The sequence below is a fragment of the Cellulosimicrobium sp. XJ-DQ-B-000 genome (assembly GCF_031119065.1).
Classification (GTDB): domain Bacteria; phylum Actinomycetota; class Actinomycetes; order Actinomycetales; family Cellulomonadaceae; genus Cellulosimicrobium; species Cellulosimicrobium funkei.
Genome location: NZ_JAVHYN010000001.1, coordinates 320,983 through 336,569, shown reverse-complemented (window position 1 = coordinate 336,569; position 15,587 = coordinate 320,983). Strand labels below are relative to the sequence as shown.

Genomic DNA, 15,587 nt, shown 5'->3' with positions numbered 1-15,587 from the left:
GCGGACACTCTCGCAGGTGTTCAGGAGGCGGGGCGGCCGTCGGCCGCGGCGCGGCTGGTGCGCCCGACCGGACGGGCCGCGGGGTAGGCCCGCACGACGCCCACCGTGATCGCGGCTGCGGCGAGCGCCTTGAGCAGGTCGCCGGGCAGGAACGCGAGCGAGAGCTGCGCGGTCGTGGGCAACGGCACGCCCGTGACGAGCGCCTGCACCGGGATGCCGACGGCGTAGACGACCGCGATCCCGCCGACGACGCACGCGAGGAGCACGGGCGCGAACGTGACGCGCCGGAGCCGGTCGACAAGCAGGCCGACGACGGCCGCGCCGGCGAGGAACCCGACGAGGTAGCCCGCGGACGGCCCGACGAACGCCCCGAGCCCGCCACGCCCGCCCGCGAGGACGGGGAGCCCGGCCGCGGCGAGCGCGAGGAAGGTCGCGACGGCGAGCGAACCGCGCCACGCGCCGAGGATCGCCCCCGCGAGCATGACGCCGAGCGTCTGGAGCGTCACGGGCACCGCGTTGCCGAACAGCGCGATCGATCCGGGCAGGCCGAGCGCGGCCAGGAGCGCGGCGAACGTCGCGACCCGCGCGGCGTCGCCGGCGTCGAGCGCGAACCGGCCGCGGCGACGGTCGGGCACGTCCCGCGGTGCGCCGCGCGGCGCGTCCGGGGCGGTGGGCGCCGTGGCGGACGGGGTGGCGGCGGGCGTCTCCGTGCGGGCGTCGGTCATCGCGGGCTCCCTGGTGTCGGTGGTCGGGCGTGTCCACTCTGGCCGGGACGGCGGCCCTCGGGCGACGGCGCTCGCGACCACCTCCGCGGCCCGCCGTGCACGGATCGCACAAGGCGTTGGAGGGATCCTCCAACCGCGCCGGGGCGCGGGTGCGGGGTCGGTGTGGGAGCTGCACAACGCGGCCTGCCCGGCCGGTCGACACGGCTCGTCGCACCTCTTGGCACTCTCGGGGGGAGAGTGCTAAAACAGGAGCTGTAGCCGCCCGCGGGGTGCCTGCCTCGCGGGAGCACCGACCGGTCCCGGACCGTCCGGGACCGTGCGACGAGGAGGTGAGAGGTGTGGCTGCGATGACCGACCCCTTCACGAGCACCTTCGACGCGATGGACCGTCTGGTCGGCCAGCTCGCGTCCGGCGCCCGCGCGACCGCCGCCTCGGCGGCCTCGGGCGGCATGCCGCTCGACCTGTTCCGCGCCGGGGACCACTACGTGCTGACGATGGACCTCCCGGGCGTCGACCCGGGCACGATCGACGTGTCCGTCGAGGACCGCACGCTGACCATCCGCGCCGAGCGCAGCCCGCGGACCGACCCGGACGTCCAGTGGCTCGCCCGGGAGCGGCCGTCCGGCACGTACGCGCGCCAGCTCACGGTGGGGCGCGGCCTGGCGCTCGACAAGATCACGGCGTCGTACGAGGACGGCGTGCTGACGCTGACGATCCCGGTGGCCGAGGAGGCCCGGCCCCGCCGGATCGAGGTCGCGCACCGCGCGGGCGGCGCGGCGACCCAGATCACGGCCGAGGCCGAGCCTCAGACGTCCGAGGGCTGAGCCCGGCTCACGCCTCGCCCGGGAGCGCCTTGCGGACGACGAGGCGCGTCCACGCCCCGAGGTACACGCGGTCCCCGTCGGCCAGCTCGCGTCGCTGGCCGGCGGGGATCGGGTCCGTCGGGAGCGGTTCGCCCGCGGGGCTCACGTAGGTGCCGTTCGAGGACTGCAGGTCCTCGACCCACCAGCGCTGCCCGTCCGTGCTGAGCTGGCAGTGCCGTCGCGAGACCCCGGTGTCCGCGCCGCAGTCGACCTGCGGGTGGATGCCGCGCGAGACCGACGGGCGCCCCACGAGCACGCTGCGCTCGCGCAGCACGACCAGCCCCGGCAGGCCCGCCGACGGCATGGGGTCCTCGGGCTGCTGGGCCGCGTACCAGTCCGGGTCGATCCAGATCTCGACGACCCACTGGTCCGGCCCGGGCACGGGCGGCGTCGGCAGGTGCGCGCCCGACGGCGCGGGGCCGGCCGGGTCCGCAGACGCACCGGCGGGCTGCTCGCCCGTGCCCGTCCCGGCGGCCGGCATCGACGCCGGAGCCTCGAGCGGTGCGGAGGCGCCCGGCGGCGGGGTGGCCGCGGACGCGGGGGACGCGGCCGGGAGCGGCGGCGGCGTCGCGCCCGACGCGACGCCTGCCTCCGGTGCGACGGGTGCGGCCGGGGCAGCCGCGGGTGCGGCCGGGGTGGCCGGCGTGGGGCGCGACGGCGGGTCGAGCGAGAGCGCCGACGCAGGCTCCACCGGGTCGGGCAGGGCGCCGGTGGTGAAGTCGTAGCCGCAGTTCTCGCAGAACAGCGCACCGGCCGGAGCGGGCGAGCCGCAGTTCGGGCACTCGAGGGCCTGCGCCGGTGCGGAGGCTCCGCCCGGAGCAGGAGACGCCGCGCCCGCCGCGGGCGCCGCGGGTGCCGACGCCGCGGCGATAGGCTCGCCGCACACGTCGCAGTAGTCGGTCGACTCCGAGGGGTGCCCGTTGGGGCAGACGACGGCGCTCACCGACGCACCCGCGTCGTCTTCGTCGAGGCGGTGTCGAGCGCCATCTCGTCGAGCGTCGAGGTGTTGCGCTTGAGCCGCACGGTGCCGTGCTCCTCGTCGTCGATCTCGACGACCTTGCGCAGGCGCGACGTCGCCTCCTCGTTCCCCGTCTGCTGCGCGAGCTGGACGGCGCGGCCGAGCTTGACGGTCGCCGTCGCCTCGTCGCCCGACGCCTTGGCCGCGAGGCCCTCCTGGATCGCCGCGGCGAGCTCGGTCTGGCCGGTGTAGTGCGCGACCTCGGGGTTGATGCGCGTGGTGAGCGACTCGTCGTCGGACCACTTCGCCTTGACCAGGCCCGAGGACACGACCTCGCCGTTCACGGCGAGCTGGACGCGCGCCGCGAGCTGCTCGGAGCCGACGGGCTTCGAGGCCACGCGCACCGCGACGTGGTAGTCGCGCGACTCGTCGCCCCACGACCCGGTCGGGTACGCGCCCGTGAGCGGGTTGACCTCGGCCCGGCGGTGCGTGAGGTCCTCGACGGTCGGGGCGACCTGGCGCACGAACAGTACCTGCGAGCCCTGCGGGGCCCACACGCGCAGGTCGGCCGAGGCGACGCCGCGCGCCATCGACGCCTGCATGAGCTTCTCGAAGTCGGCGGCGATCTCGTTCGGGTCCGCGATGAGGTCCACCGTGCCGAGCAGCGCGGTCGAGATCTCGCGCAGCTCGTCGACCTGCCAGCGCGAGCCGACGCCGCGCGCGTCGCACTGGAAGTGGCCCGTGACGTCCCGGACCGCGGCCGAGAGGTTGGCGCGGGGCTCGGACTCGTTCTTGCCGTCGGTGAGCAGGATCGCGTGCCGCTGCGTCGCCTGCGGCACCGTCGCGAAGAGCTGGTCCGCGAGGCGCAGCCACGTGCTCATCGCCGTGCCGCCGCCGGGCGTGAGCATCGAGATCGCGCGCTTCGCCTCGGCGCGCGCGCCCGGCTCCATCTGCACCATGGCCATGCGGGCGTTCGGGTAGGGGAACGCACGGTTCGCGACGTGGCTGCCGCCGACGATCGCGAACCACGTGCCGTCGAGGATCTGGTCGACCGCGACCTGGGCGGCGTGCTTCGCGGCCTCGATGTTGCGCCCCGACATCGACCCCGACGTGTCGACCATGATGATCTCGGCCACCCCGCCCGCGCCGCCGGCGCTCCCCGCGCTCCCGGCGCCGCGGCACGTCACGGTGACGATCGCGTGGACGTCCGTCGCGCCCTCGGACAGGAACTCGTTCTGGTAGACCTCGGCGGCGAACTCGGCCATGGGGGCTCCTTCGGTGGTGCGGGTGTTCGTGCAGGCTATCGGGTCGTCGGGGCCCGACGCGCGGTGCGCGTCAGGCGGTGGCGGGGTCCGCCGGGGGCGGTGGCGGGGTCGCGGACGACGCCCGGGAGAACCGGGCGAGCGTCGCCGTGATGTTGTCCCGGCCGCCCTGGGCGTTCGCCCAGTCGACGAGCGCGCCCGCGAGCACCTGCGGGTCGTCGCCGACGCGGTCCTGCGTGCTGCGCACGAGGGCCGCCAGGTCGGCCGCGGGGGAGCAGTAGTTCCACAGGCCGTCCGAGCACACGAGCAGCCAGCCGTCGCGGTCGGGCAGGGTCGCGGCCGTGCGGGCCACCGGGTCGGGGGCGTCGGGGCCGAGCCAGCGCGTGATGGCGTGCGCCTGCGGCGACGTCTCCGCCTGGGCGCGCGGCACGCCCTGCGCGATCATCTCCTGCGCCCACGAGTCGTCCACGCTGAGCTGGTGCGCGTCGCCGTCGTCCGGGATCCAGTAGGCGCGCGAGTCGCCCACCCAGCCCGCCACGACGAGCGGCCCGTCGACGACGGCCGCGACGAACGTGCACGACGGCGGGTTCTCGCGGTCGGCCATCGTGCCGACGGTCGCGAGGATCGCGTCCTGCGCGGCGCGCGACGCGTCGCCGAGGAGCGCGGACCACGCGCCCATGCGCGCCGAGGCCTCGCCGGTCACGGGGTCGGGACCGTCGGGGCCGCGCGCCGCGAGCACGTCGCGCGCGGCGCGCGCCGCGGCAAGGCTCGCGACGTCGGAGTCGGGCGCGGAGGACACGCCGTCGCACACGACGAGCGCCGCGAACGCCCGCTCGGCGGTCGCGGACGGGCTCGCCGCCAGGGCCATCGCGTCCTCGTTGCGCGAGTGCCGCACGCCCCGGTCGCACACGCCGGCGACCCAGCTCGCGGGCCGCTCGGCCCAGTGGTCGCGCTCCGACGCCGCGGGTTCGCCGCACTCGGTGCAGTACCCGTCCTCGGCGACCTGGCCGCCGCAGCGCACGCACGGGCGCACGCCGCCCTCGGCCGCGTCGCCGCCGGTCTCGGTGGAGGCCTCGCCCGACGGCGCGGCGATCCTGTCGTCGGTCGCGCTGTCGGACCCGGGCCCGCCGTCCCCGGTCCCGGCTGCTGCGGGGTCCGTCGCGGCGTCGGTCGTGAGGTCCGCGGCAGCTCCGGTCCCGGCGTCGGGGCCCGTCGCGGTCGGGAGCGGGGCGAGCGGGGTGCCGCACGCCTCGCAGAACCGGGCGCCCTCGGGCGACGGTTCCCCGCACGCCGGGCAGGCGAGCACGCCGCTCGGCTCCGCGACCGTGCCGCCGGGCACCGGTGCGGGCGCCGGGGAGTCGCTCATCGGATCGTCCACCGGCGCACCTCGTTCGCGCGGTCCACGAGCGTGATGCGCTCGTCCCGCGAGTCGGTGAGCGACGCGAGCTCGCGGTACGCGCCCTCGAGCGCGTCGCGCAGCGCGGGCTCGTCGGCGGGCACGCCCGCGATGCGTGTGGTCGGCTCCGGGCCGGAGGTCGTCACGGTGTCGAGCGCGGAGCGCAGGACGCCCACCGCGAGCTCGGCCCGCTCGCGCGGTGCGATCGCGACGGTCGAGACGCTCGCCATGGCGTCGGCGAGCGCGGGCAGCCCACGGCCCGACGCCGCGAGCAGGTGCGCGCGGAGCGTGCGGGACTCGACGTACGACCCGCGCGTCGGGCCGACGAGGTCGAGCGCGTGCAGCGCGCCGTCGAGGTCGCCGCGCGCCTCGCGCACGCGCATGAGCCCGAACGCGGCCGGCGCGGTGTAGTTCGCGTCGGTGCGCGCGCAGATCACGTAGAGCGACTCGGCGATGTCGGGCTCGCCGCTCAGCTCGCAGGCCGCGGCGAGCGCGAGCTTGGGCGCGAGCTCGCCCGGCACCTGGCCGTAGACGGCGTTGAACGACGCGCGCGCCGCGACCGGGTCGCCCTGCGCGAGCTCGCCGAGGCCGCCGATCCACGCGGCGCGCCACTCCCACGGGTCGTCCGCGAGGATGGTCGCGATCGTGTCGCGCAGCACGTCGAACCGCTCGGCCTCGATCGCGGCGCGGGCCCGGGCGAGGCGCACCTCGACCGTGTCCTCGGGCGCGTCGGCGAGCGCGGCGAGGCGCGCGTCCGGGTCCACGACGTTGACCCCGGCGAGCCAGCTCGCCATAGGGTCGTGGTCGTCGCGCCGCAGCGTCGGCAGCTCGTCCCAGGCGAGCGGGCGGGACGCGACGTCCGCGACCGGCGCCTCGAACAGGACCGAGGCCGCGGAGTGCAGCGCCGGGTTGCCCGGGCCGGCGTCCGCCGCCACGACCTCGCGCAGGACGCCGAGGAGCTGGGTGCGCATCTCGTCCGCGGTCGCGAACCGGTCGGCCGGGTCGAGCGCGCACGCCTTGGCGAGCAGGCGGTAGAACGAGTCGTACTGCTGGAACACCGGGGTGTCCGCGACGGGCGGGAGCGACGCGACGTACGTCGTCGTGTTCCCGCGGAAGTCGAGGACGAGCGTCGCGAGGGTGCGTCCGATCGTGTAGATGTCGGACGCGACCGACGGCCCGACCTCCGCGACCTCGGGCGCCTGGTAGCCGACGGTGCCGAAGATCGCGGACGTGAGGTCGTCGGTGCGGCGCACGCCGCCGAGGTCGATGAGCTTGACGCCGTCGCCCTGCTGGATGACGTTCTCCGGCTTGAAGTCGCAGAACAGCAGGTTGTGGTCGTGCAGGTACGCGAACGCGGGCAGGATCGCCAGCACGTAGGCGAGGGCCTGGTCCACGGGCATCGGGTCGATGACCCCGTTGTTGTCCTCCCGGCGCTGCTGGAGGATCTCCTTGAGCGACTCGCCGCCGACGTACTCCATGACGGTGTAGCCGGCGCCGTCGTGCATGGCGAAGTTGTAGATCTCGACGATGAGCGGGTGCTCGACCTCCGCGAGGAACTGGCGCTCCGAGATCGCCGCCGCGTACGCGTCGGGGTCGCCGGAGTTGAGCAGGCCCTTGAGCACGACCCATCGACCGGACACGTTCTGGTCGCGCGCGAGGTAGATCCAGCCGAGGCCGCCGTGCGCGAGGCAGCCCACGACCTCGTACTGGCCGCCCACGAGGTCGCCGGGCTTCAGCTGCGGGGTGAAGTCGAAGCGGTTGCCGCAGTGGGGGCAGAACCCGGAGGTGCGGCCGGGCTGGCCGTCGCGCCCGCGGCCGACCTTCTCGCCGCACGCGGGGCAGAAGCGCTTGCGCTCGGCGACCTCGGGCACGGCCATGACGGACTGCAGCGGGTCCCGGACGGGCACCGACGGGACGGTCGTGAGTCCCGCGCCGAGGCCACGCCCGCGCAGGCGCGTCGAGGAGGTTCCGACGCGACGGGTCGCTTTGGAGCCGGTCGCGGCGGTGCGCGCGGAGCCGAGGGCGGTCGACGCGAGGCGGCTCGAGCTCGTGCGGCCGGTGCGCGTGGAGCGCTCGGCGTCGGGGTCGCCCGCCCCGGCGGTGCCCGGGCGGCCCTGCACGAACCCGGTGCCGAGCATGGCGGACGGCGAGGCGGCGGCCGCGCTCCCGGGCGCGGGCACGCCGGTGGTGCCGCTCGCGGCGGGAGTCGGCGTGGTGCCGGAGCCGCCCGCGGGCGCGCCGCAGACGTTGCAGTAGCCGTCCTCGATGGTGCCCGGGCAGCCGGGCTCCGAGCACGGGACGGTCGCGGTGGTCGTCACGACGACGCTCCTTCCGGGGTGGGCAGGTCGCGGGTGAGGAACTGGTACTGCTCGACGAGGAACCGCGCGAGCGTCACGTCGCACGGCGTCGTCTCGACGGCCTCGCGCGCCTCGGCGAGGCCCGAGCGCACCGTGGGGGACGCCGAGCGGCCGTTGGCGTCGGCCCGCGCGGCGAGCCGCTCCAGGCTGTACCGCAGCTCGGCGCGGGCGCGCAGGGGACGGGTGTAGGCGTCCTCGACGGTCTCGACGGCGCGGGCCACGGTCGCGAGCCGGGCCGCGTAGGCGTCGAGCTCGAACCGCGAGTCGGGCACGGGGCCGAGGCGCGAGACGTCGGGGACGGCGAGCCGCGGCGGGTGCGCGATCTCGCGGCGGCAGCGCGCGACGAGCTCGCGCAGGGCGGGCTCGCGCGCCTCGAGCGCGGCGCGCTGCTCCTTGGTGCGGGAGCGGTCCCGGCGCAGCTCACGACGCTGCGCGGACGCGACGATGAGGTCGCGCTCGGCGCGCGCGACCTCGGTCTCGAGCTCCGCGAGCGGGCCCGACACGTCGGCGCCGCGCGCAGCCTGCGCGACGAGGTGGTCGAGGCGCCCGCGGAGGGTCTCGACGCGCCCGCGCGCGTCGGCGTCCGAGCCCGCGAGGTCCTCGCAGCGCACGAGCTCGGCGCGCACGCCGCGCAGCCGTGCGACCTGGTCGGCCGTGTGCGGGTCGAAGGACAGGCGCGTGCGCAGCTGCACGACGAGCGCGTCGCACAGCTTGACCGCCTCGACGAGCGAGACGAGCGCGGCGCCCGAGCCCGAGTCGAGCCGGCCCCACAGGAGCTGGGAGATCTTCTCGCGCGCGACGGCGTCGGCCCGGCCCGAGTCCCACACGGGCCGGATCTCGTCGGCGCGCGAGCGGATCGCCTGCCACAGCGACAGCGCGAGCACGAGGTCGGCGGTGTAGGCGTCGGGCGTCGCGGCGGCCTGCGCGGCGGCGTCGAGCCGGTCGAGCTCGGTGCGGCGCTCGTCGAGCCAGGTCTCGAGCGCGCCGAGGTACGCCAGGAGGTCGGCGGCGGGGATCGCCTCGCCGAGCCGTCCCGGCGCCTCGGGTGCGGGGATGCGCGTCACGGCGTGCGGCCGTACACCGCGGCCGGCGGGGTCGGGGCCGGGCCGAGGCCGCCGAGCCACTCGCCGTAGATCGCGGCCCAGCGCCCGTCGGCCTTCATCTGCTCCAGCACGCCGTTGACGAACCGCACCATGTCGACGTTCTGCGCCGGGACGCCGATGCCGTAGGGCTCGTCGCTGATCGCCTCGCCGACGACCTTCGCGTACGGGTCCTGGGCCGCGAAGCCCGCGAGGATCGTGTCGTCACCCGTGATGGCATCGACCTTGCCCTGCTGGAACAGCACGAGGCACTGCGTGTGCGTGGTCGCCGGGACGGGCTCGATGCCGGAGAACTGCTCGAGGCGCGTGAGCGTCGTCGTGCCCTCGGGCGCGCACACGCGCTGACCCTCGAGGTCCGCGATCCCGTTCGCGGTCGAGTCGCGCGTGACGAGCACCTTCTGCCCCGCGTGGTAGTACTCCGCGGAGAACGCGATGGACTCCCAGCGCTCGCAGTTGATGGTGAACGCGCGCGCCACGAGGTCGACCTCGCCGTTCTCGAGCACCTCGAGCCGCTGCCCCGACGTGATGACGCGGAACTGGAGCCGGTCGGGGTCGCCGAAGATCGCGCGCGACACCTCGTGCAGCACGTCGATGTCGAAGCCCTCGATCTGGCCGGACAGCGGGTTCCGCGCGCCCATGAGCAGCGTGTCCGCCGAGACGCCGACGACGAGCGCGCCGCGGTCGCGGATCGCGGCCATGGTGCTGCCGCCGGGCAGGGCGTCCGGGCCGGGCAGCGCGCCCTCGGGCGCATACGAGGCGAGCGGGTCGGCGCACTCGGCGGGTGCGGCGGGTGCCGCGGGGGACTCCGTGGCCGACTCGTCCTGCGGGGTGGTCGTCAGGCGCAGGTCCTCCGCGCCGGACGGCCCGGAGCACGCGCCGAGCGTCAGCAGCGCGACGAGCGCCGAGGCCAGCCCGGTCGTGACGACGCCGGTGCGGCGCGCGCGCGTGCCGGTGCGGCGGGTCCCGGCGGGCCGGGCGTGGGGGGCGGGCGTCGTGGTCACCGGTACTCCTCCAGTCGTGCCGTCACGCCGCGCCAGGCGAGCAGCGCCGCGACGAGCCCTGCCGCGAGCAGCAGCCAGCCCGCGACGGTGGCCGTCGTCGCCGCGCCGTCGAGGCGGTCGCTCGTCGCGGCGGCGTGGGTCTCGATGTCGTCGCGGGCCGCGGCCGAGAACGCGTCGAACGCGGCGTTGGGGCTCTCGGGGTCGGTCGCGGTCGCGAGGGCGACCGCGTCGTCCCACTGGCCCGCGTCGTCGAGCGCGCGGATCTCGGCGTGCCGCGCGACCCAGGCGTCGAGCGCCTGCGCCGTCGTCCCGTCGAGGTTGCCCTCGGCCGCCGCGGTGTCGAGGCGTGCCGCCGCGTCGTCCGTCGCGGCGACGAACGACTCCTCGTACGTCTGCCCCGAGCCGCGCTTGATGAGCGTGAACGCCTCCATGGACTTCGCGTCGTTCGCGAGCGAGTACGCCTGCGACGCGGCGAGCGTCGCTGCGTACGGGCCGGTCCGCACGTCGTGCGCGCGGGCGCTCGCCTGGGACAGCAGGACGGTCGAGACGACGCCCACGACGAGCAGCACGGCCGTGGCGACGGCGAGCCCCACGTTGAGCACGCGGTGCGTGCGCCGCGCGAGCCAGACCTGGCTCGCGAGGAGCACGGCGAGGGCCAGCAGGCCGGCCGCGAGCACCCACAGCGCGTTGCGCACGCCCGAGAAGTCCGCGGCGACGCGGTCGGCGTCGTCGAGCACGACCTCGTCGAGCGCGGGGAGCATCTGCTCGCGCAGGATCGTCGAGGCCTGGTCGAGGTACGCGGACCCGACGGGGAAGCCCTGCCGGTTGGTGGCGCGCGCCTGCTCGACGAGCCCCGTGTAGACCGTGAGGTCGGCGGCCACCTGGCCCAGCAGCGCGGCGTCCGCCTCGTTGCTGCCCGAGAGCGTGGCGAGGCGGTTCGCGGCCTGGTCGACGAGCTCGTCGTACCGCGCGCGCTGGTCGGCGGGCTCGAGTCCCCCGACGAGGAACGCCCCGGTCGCGGTCGCGTCCGCGGCGACGAGCGCGTTGCGGACCTCCTGGACCCCGACGAGCTGGGCCGCGTCCTCGCTCGCCGCGGCGAGGGCGCGCGACTGGAGGCTGCCGGCCTGGAACCCGAGGACGCCGAGCGCGAGCGCGGCGAGCACGCACAGCGCCATGACGAGGCGCAGCTTGCCGGGCGTCCGTCGCAGCGCGCCGCGCGCGCGGGACACGGCGGCGCCCTGCGACCCCTGCGGGACGACGGCGCCCCCGCCCGGGGCGGTCAGGGCACCGCCCGGCGCGGGTCCGCCGGCCGGGACGATCTGCTGGCCCGCCGGGCGGACCGGGGTGGTCGTCATGCGTTCTCCTCGGCGCTGGAGGGTGCGGTGTCGGGTGCGTCGTCGGTGCCGTCGGCGGTCTCGGGGGCAGGGGACTCGGCCGGCGCGTCCTCGGGTGCCGGCGGGTCGAGCGTCGCGAGGAGCGCGGGAGCGCCCTCGCCGTCCACGAGGTCGACGGGCAGGAGCAGGCGCAGCTCGTCGATCGTCGGGGCGTCGACATCCTTGAGCCGCCACGCGTGGCGCGCGATCGCGGCGTCGAGCACGTTGCGGGCCCAGCGCGCGTTGCCGAACCCCTCGGTGCGCGGCTGCGCCGCGGCGAGCCGGGCGAAGACGTCGAGCGCCTCGGGGGTCGGCTCGAAGTCCGCCCGGGAGGCCATGCTCGCGAAGATGTCGCGCAGCTCGGCGTCGGCGTAGTCCTCGAACGTGATGGTCGTGGAGAACCGCGACTCGAGGCCGGGGTTCGTCGCGAGGAAGTCGGCCATCGGGCCGGGGTAGCCCGCCACGATGACGACGAGCTCGTCGCGGTGGTCCTCCATGTCCTTGACGAGCGTGTTGATCGCCTCGGCGCCGTACTGGTCCTCCGCGAGCCCGTACGCCTCGTCGACGAACAGGACGCCGCCGAGCGCGGTCGCGACGACCTCCGACGTCTTCACGGCCGTCTGCCCGAGGTAGCCCGCGACGAGCTCCGAGCGGTCGACCTCGACGAGGTGGCCCTTCTCGAGCAGCCCGAGCGCGCGGTAGATGCCCGCGACGAGCCGCGCGACCGTCGTCTTGCCCGTGCCCGGGTTGCCGAGGAACACGAGGTGACGCGTGAGCGTGGGGCGGGTCAGGCCCGCCTCGGTGCGCAGCTTCTCGACGCGCAGGAGCTCCGTCTGGCGGTGGATCTCGTCCTTGACGCGCGTGAGGCCCGTGAGCGCGTCGAGCTCGGCGAGCAGCTCCTCGATCGAGCGCGCGGGCTCCTCCTCGACCGCCGCCTCCGCGGCGGTCTCCGTGGCCGTCTCCGCGCTCCCGGCGGTCGCGCCCGCCGTCGTGCCCGACGCCGGGGCGTGCGTCGTGCCGGACGGCGCGGCTCCGCCCCCGGTCCCGCGCGCGCCGAGCGCGTCGAGGATCGACGCGACGGACGGGACCTCGGGGCCCGGGCGGCGCAGCGCGTCGAGCGAGCCCTGCGCGGCGAGCAGGTCGCCGAGGTCGAACGGGTCCGCGCTGCCCGTCGTGCGGGGTGCGGCGAGCGGGCCGCCCGCGGCGGACGTCGGGCCTGCTGGCGCGTGGGTCGCAGCAGGGGCGGCCACCGGGCCGGCTCCGGCCTGCTGGACCGCGGCGGTCGAGGCGGCGGCCCCGGCGACGTGCGGGCCGGGGGAGCCGAGGCGCGCAGCCGCGCGGGCGACGTCGGCGAGCGCCTGCCCGTACGCGGTCGCGTGCTTCGAGCGCGCTGCCCCGAGGGCGGCGAGGACGTCGGTCGGGGACGTGCGCCAGCGCCGGGCGCTCGACGCCGCGGTGAAGAACGCGCCCGTCGCCGCCGGGTCGTGGCCCAGCGCGGCGAGCCACGCCGCCGGGGCGCCGGGGGAGGACTCGGCGACGGCCGCGGCGAGGCGCGCGCCCTCGTCGCGGGCGGCCTCCTCGTCGACGCCCGCGGTACGCGCGGCGGCGTCCAGCGCGTCGAGCGCCGCCGCGAGGGTCGGGGTGTCCGGGGTGGTCACGGTGCCTCCAGTCGTCCGGGCTCCGACGGCGGACCCGGCTGCGGCGTGCCCCGGCCCGCGCCGGGGTCGAGCGCGATCGACGAGTCGCGGAACTTCTCCGCGAGGAACGCGCCGTGCGCGACGAGGGCCGCAGCGTCGGCCCGCGACACGGCGTCGGAGATCTTGTCGAGCGTCACGCCGAGCAGGTCGAGCTGGTCGCACAGCAGCATGAGCGACGTCTTGCCCTGCGCGACGACCCGTCGGTCGGCGAAGTCGCGCGGCAGGCGCAGGTAGGCGCCGACGGCCTCGGGCAGGTAGCTCGTCGCCGTCGCGACGACCGTGTGCGCCTGCTGCGACCCGCCGCCGAGACGGTCGAGGCGCGGGACCATCTCCTCGACCGTGCCGGTGATGCGGTGCACGCGCGCCGTCACGGCGGGCGGCACGCGCCCCTCGATCTGCTGCTCGACCCGCTCGACCGACGCGAGGATGTCGGTCGACGTGGGCGGGGCCGGCAGCTCGTACTCGGGCTCGGGCGCGGAGGACCGGCCGCCGAGGCGGCCGATCACGTCGGAGAACCAGCCCATCTAGCTCGGGGTCCGATCTGTGGTGCGGGGAGGGGTGGTCGAGAGACGGCGCGTCACAGCCGGCCGATGTCGAGCGAGCCGCTGCCCGCCTGCGACTGGTCGGAGCGGCGCGCACGGTCCAGGTACTCGTTCGCCTTCGTCGTCTCCGTCTCCAGGACGCCGATGGTCTGCGCCATGGAGTCGAGCGCCTGCGTCTTGAACGTCGAGATCGAGTCGAGCGTCGCGTAGATGTTGGCGAACGCCTGCTGGAGCTGCGGGAGCCCGACGGTCGCGCTCGCCGCCTGCTGCTGGATGCTCGCCGACTGGTCCGCCAGCATCTTCGAGGTCGACGCGATCATGTTCGACGTCGTCGTGTTGAGCGCCGTGATCTGGTCGAGCACGAGCTTCTGGTTCGCGAGCGCCTGCGCCACGATGACGGCGGTGCGCAGCGCCGAGATCGTCGTGGTCGTCGCGCGGTCGACGCCCTTGATGAGCTCGAGGTTGTTCTTCATGATGATGTCCATCGCGAGGTAGCCCTGGATGGACACCGCGAGCTGCGTGAGCAGGTCCTGGTGCTTCTGGCGCACGTAGAACAGCACGTCCTCGCGCAGCGCCTGGGCCCGCTCCGGGTCGCTCGCCTCGATCTCCGCGATCTTCGTGGACAGCTCGGTGTCGAGGCGCTCGGCGATGAAGATGTACTGGTTGAGCCGCGCCATCGTGTCCCAGAGGTTCTGCTTCTCCAGGTTGAGCGCCGCGTTGTCCTTACGGAGCTCGTCCTGGCCGTTGTAGAGCGACTGGACGATCGCGTTGAGCTGCTTCTGGGAGCTCTCGTAGCGGCGGAAGTAGTCCTGGAGCTTCCCGCCGAACGGGATGAGGCCCAGGAACTTCTTGCCGACGCTCGCCTCGCTCGGGTCGAGGTCCTCCACGGTGCGGCGCAGCTCGAGCAGCGACTTGCTCACCTTCGAGCTGTCGGACACGCCGCCCTCGCGCAGCTCCTTGACGGGCATCTCCAGCATGCGGTTGGAGACGTCGGCCGCGGCGCGGATGTCCTTGTCGCCCATCTTGCGGACGTCGTCCGCCTTCGCGCCGAACTCGGGAGAGCGGGTGTCCGTGGTCAGGAGCTGGTCGAGGTAGGACGACACCTTCGACTCGAGACCCGGGATGGCCGCCTCGTCGATGCGCGGCGCGAGCGCCGGGGCCTGGGTCGCCGCGACGGGCTTGACGGGCTCCGGGGCGCTGAGCGTGAGCGTCTCCGTCGGGGCGGGGGGCTGGAGCGGTGCTGCCTCGGTCATGTCGGTCCTTCGCTCGTGCGTGCCGTCGGACGCCGTCGGTGGCGGGTGGAGGACGCCCTCCCGGGCTCCCCCTCGACCCGGGCGAACCGGGTGGAACCGGCCTGCGCCGGTCGGGCGAGTATATCTACGACCGGTGGCCGGATCTTTACCCTTTCCGGGGATCGGGAGGGTGAGAACTCCCCATGTCAGACCAACGTTCGGGCGGTCGGCGAGTTCCGCCGTCGGCTCGCGCGGGCACGTTCCGGGGGCGCCCGGCTGTGCCGGACGTGAGCGGGACCCGGACGGCTGACGAGCCCTGGTCGCGGCCCACCTGCGACCGTCGGTCGCTCAGGGTCGGCGATCTGGTCCTTGCGCTCCGTCGACGGCACGAGGCTCCCGCTCCTGCCGACCGGACGTGAAGGCCTCCATCACGAGCTCCGCCGCTCGCACGTTCTCCTCGGGCACGTGCTCGTCGTAGAACCAGGTGCGCTCCTCGCCGTCGGGGGTGAGCGCGACGGTCACCGCTTCCGCGAACGCCTCCCGCGCGGGACGGAGGGTCGGCCGCCCGCGGTCGAGCTCGACGACGACCAGGTCCCGGAGGTCGTCCTCCGAGAGGCCCAGCAGCGCGTCGAGCACGTGCCCGAGCTCGTGCCGCACCGTGGTGCGGACGTGCTGCTCGAGCAGCTCTCCGTCGACCGCGTCGCCGTCGTCACCGTAGGCGGCGACGTCCTCGACGATCCAGACCCGCGGTGCCTCCCCGGGCCGCACGACCGCGTCGGCGAAGCCCCACCACCCGACGCCGCCCGGGACGAACCGCCACCGCACGTCGCACACCGGAAGCCCGCGCGCCCCGAGCCGCTCGATCTCCTCCCACGCGATCGCGTTGACGACGCCCGCGACGTCGTCGGGCACGCACGACGTCCCGGGCGTCACGGGGGAGTAGGTGGCGAAGCGGGGGGACGGGACGGTCGCGGGCAGGTCGGTGTTCGCGGTCGAGCCGACGAGCGTGGCCGGGACGGCCAGGAGGAGGGCAGCGCAGAGCGCGCGACGGCGAGCGTGCCCCCAGCGACTCACGTACCGG

Annotated in this window: 13 protein-coding genes; 1 reads left to right on the top strand and 12 read right to left on the bottom strand. The window is 75.6% G+C overall.

Annotated elements, in window-relative coordinates; all coding sequences use genetic code 11:
* Positions 1 to 20: 20 nt before the first annotated feature.
* Positions 21 to 725 (bottom strand): biotin transporter BioY, encoded by a 705-nt coding sequence (locus RDI86_RS01605; RefSeq protein ID WP_308820503.1) that lies wholly within the window; start codon positions 723 to 725, stop codon positions 21 to 23.
* Positions 726 to 1,063: 338 nt separating this feature from the next.
* Between RDI86_RS01605 and RDI86_RS01600 the strand changes: the two genes are divergently transcribed.
* Complete coding sequence (locus RDI86_RS01600; protein WP_369824872.1) at positions 1,064 to 1,549, top strand: Hsp20/alpha crystallin family protein; 486 nt, start codon at positions 1,064 to 1,066, stop codon at positions 1,547 to 1,549.
* 7 nt (positions 1,550 to 1,556) lie between these two features.
* Here the strand turns inward: RDI86_RS01600 and RDI86_RS01595 are convergent, their stop codons facing one another.
* The 11 genes from RDI86_RS01595 to RDI86_RS01545 all read right to left on the bottom strand — a co-directional run bounded on the left by RDI86_RS01595 (position 1,557) and on the right by RDI86_RS01545 (position 15,580).
* Positions 1,557 to 2,531, bottom strand: a complete 975-nt coding sequence (locus RDI86_RS01595) for an FHA domain-containing protein (protein WP_251177034.1) — start codon at positions 2,529 to 2,531, stop codon at positions 1,557 to 1,559.
* On the bottom strand, positions 2,528 to 3,811 hold the full coding sequence (locus RDI86_RS01590; RefSeq protein ID WP_021483252.1) for a VWA domain-containing protein: 1,284 nt from the start codon (positions 3,809 to 3,811) through the stop codon (positions 2,528 to 2,530). Before RDI86_RS01590 ends, RDI86_RS01595 begins: the two co-directional genes overlap by 4 nt.
* 70 nt (positions 3,812 to 3,881) lie before the next feature.
* Positions 3,882 to 5,174 (bottom strand): protein phosphatase 2C domain-containing protein, encoded by a 1,293-nt coding sequence (locus tag RDI86_RS01585; protein WP_308820502.1) that lies wholly within the window; start codon positions 5,172 to 5,174, stop codon positions 3,882 to 3,884.
* Positions 5,171 to 7,522 (bottom strand): serine/threonine-protein kinase, encoded by a 2,352-nt coding sequence (locus RDI86_RS01580; RefSeq protein ID WP_076406678.1) that lies wholly within the window; start codon positions 7,520 to 7,522, stop codon positions 5,171 to 5,173. The genes RDI86_RS01585 and RDI86_RS01580 overlap by 4 nt, the downstream gene beginning before the upstream one ends.
* Positions 7,519 to 8,625: a hypothetical protein gene (locus RDI86_RS01575; protein WP_308820501.1), complete on the bottom strand. Its 1,107-nt coding sequence runs from the start codon at positions 8,623 to 8,625 to the stop codon at positions 7,519 to 7,521. The genes RDI86_RS01580 and RDI86_RS01575 overlap by 4 nt, the downstream gene beginning before the upstream one ends.
* A complete protein-coding gene (locus tag RDI86_RS01570) occupies positions 8,622 to 9,662 on the bottom strand; it encodes a glutamate ABC transporter substrate-binding protein (RefSeq protein ID WP_308820500.1) in 1,041 nt (346 codons plus the stop codon). The genes RDI86_RS01575 and RDI86_RS01570 overlap by 4 nt, the downstream gene beginning before the upstream one ends.
* Positions 9,659 to 11,017 carry a hypothetical protein gene (locus RDI86_RS01565; RefSeq protein WP_308820499.1) on the bottom strand — a complete coding sequence of 453 codons (1,359 nt, stop codon included), beginning with the start codon at positions 11,015 to 11,017 and terminating at the stop codon, positions 9,659 to 9,661. The genes RDI86_RS01570 and RDI86_RS01565 overlap by 4 nt, the downstream gene beginning before the upstream one ends.
* Complete coding sequence (locus RDI86_RS01560) at positions 11,014 to 12,693, bottom strand: AAA family ATPase (protein ID WP_308820498.1); 1,680 nt, start codon at positions 12,691 to 12,693, stop codon at positions 11,014 to 11,016. The genes RDI86_RS01565 and RDI86_RS01560 overlap by 4 nt, the downstream gene beginning before the upstream one ends.
* Complete coding sequence (locus RDI86_RS01555; protein WP_076406685.1) at positions 12,690 to 13,256, bottom strand: hypothetical protein; 567 nt, start codon at positions 13,254 to 13,256, stop codon at positions 12,690 to 12,692. The genes RDI86_RS01560 and RDI86_RS01555 overlap by 4 nt, the downstream gene beginning before the upstream one ends.
* Positions 13,257 to 13,309: 53 nt before the next feature.
* The gene (locus RDI86_RS01550; RefSeq protein ID WP_021482025.1) at positions 13,310 to 14,527 is read right to left on the bottom strand and encodes a toxic anion resistance protein; all 1,218 of its coding nucleotides are present in this window, start codon (positions 14,525 to 14,527) and stop codon (positions 13,310 to 13,312) included.
* 327 nt (positions 14,528 to 14,854) lie between these two features.
* Positions 14,855 to 15,580 carry a hypothetical protein gene (locus tag RDI86_RS01545; RefSeq protein ID WP_308820497.1) on the bottom strand — a complete coding sequence of 242 codons (726 nt, stop codon included), beginning with the start codon at positions 15,578 to 15,580 and terminating at the stop codon, positions 14,855 to 14,857.
* Positions 15,581 to 15,587: the final 7 nt, after the last annotated feature.

Bases quoted from the DNA above. Each gene is read 5' to 3' on its own strand.
- RDI86_RS01605 (WP_308820503.1), bottom strand. From the start codon at position 725: ATGACCGACGCCCGCACGGAGACGCCCGCCGCCACCCCGTCCGCCACG.
- RDI86_RS01590 (WP_021483252.1), bottom strand. From the start codon at position 3,811: ATGGCCGAGTTCGCCGCCGAGGTCTACCAGAACGAGTTCCTGTCCGAG.
- RDI86_RS01585 (WP_308820502.1), bottom strand. From the start codon at position 5,174: ATGAGCGACTCCCCGGCGCCCGCACCGGTGCCCGGCGGCACGGTCGCG.
- RDI86_RS01565 (WP_308820499.1), bottom strand. From the start codon at position 11,017: ATGACGACCACCCCGGTCCGCCCGGCGGGCCAGCAGATCGTCCCGGCC.
- RDI86_RS01555 (WP_076406685.1), bottom strand. From the start codon at position 13,256: ATGGGCTGGTTCTCCGACGTGATCGGCCGCCTCGGCGGCCGGTCCTCC.
- RDI86_RS01550 (WP_021482025.1), bottom strand. From the start codon at position 14,527: ATGACCGAGGCAGCACCGCTCCAGCCCCCCGCCCCGACGGAGACGCTC.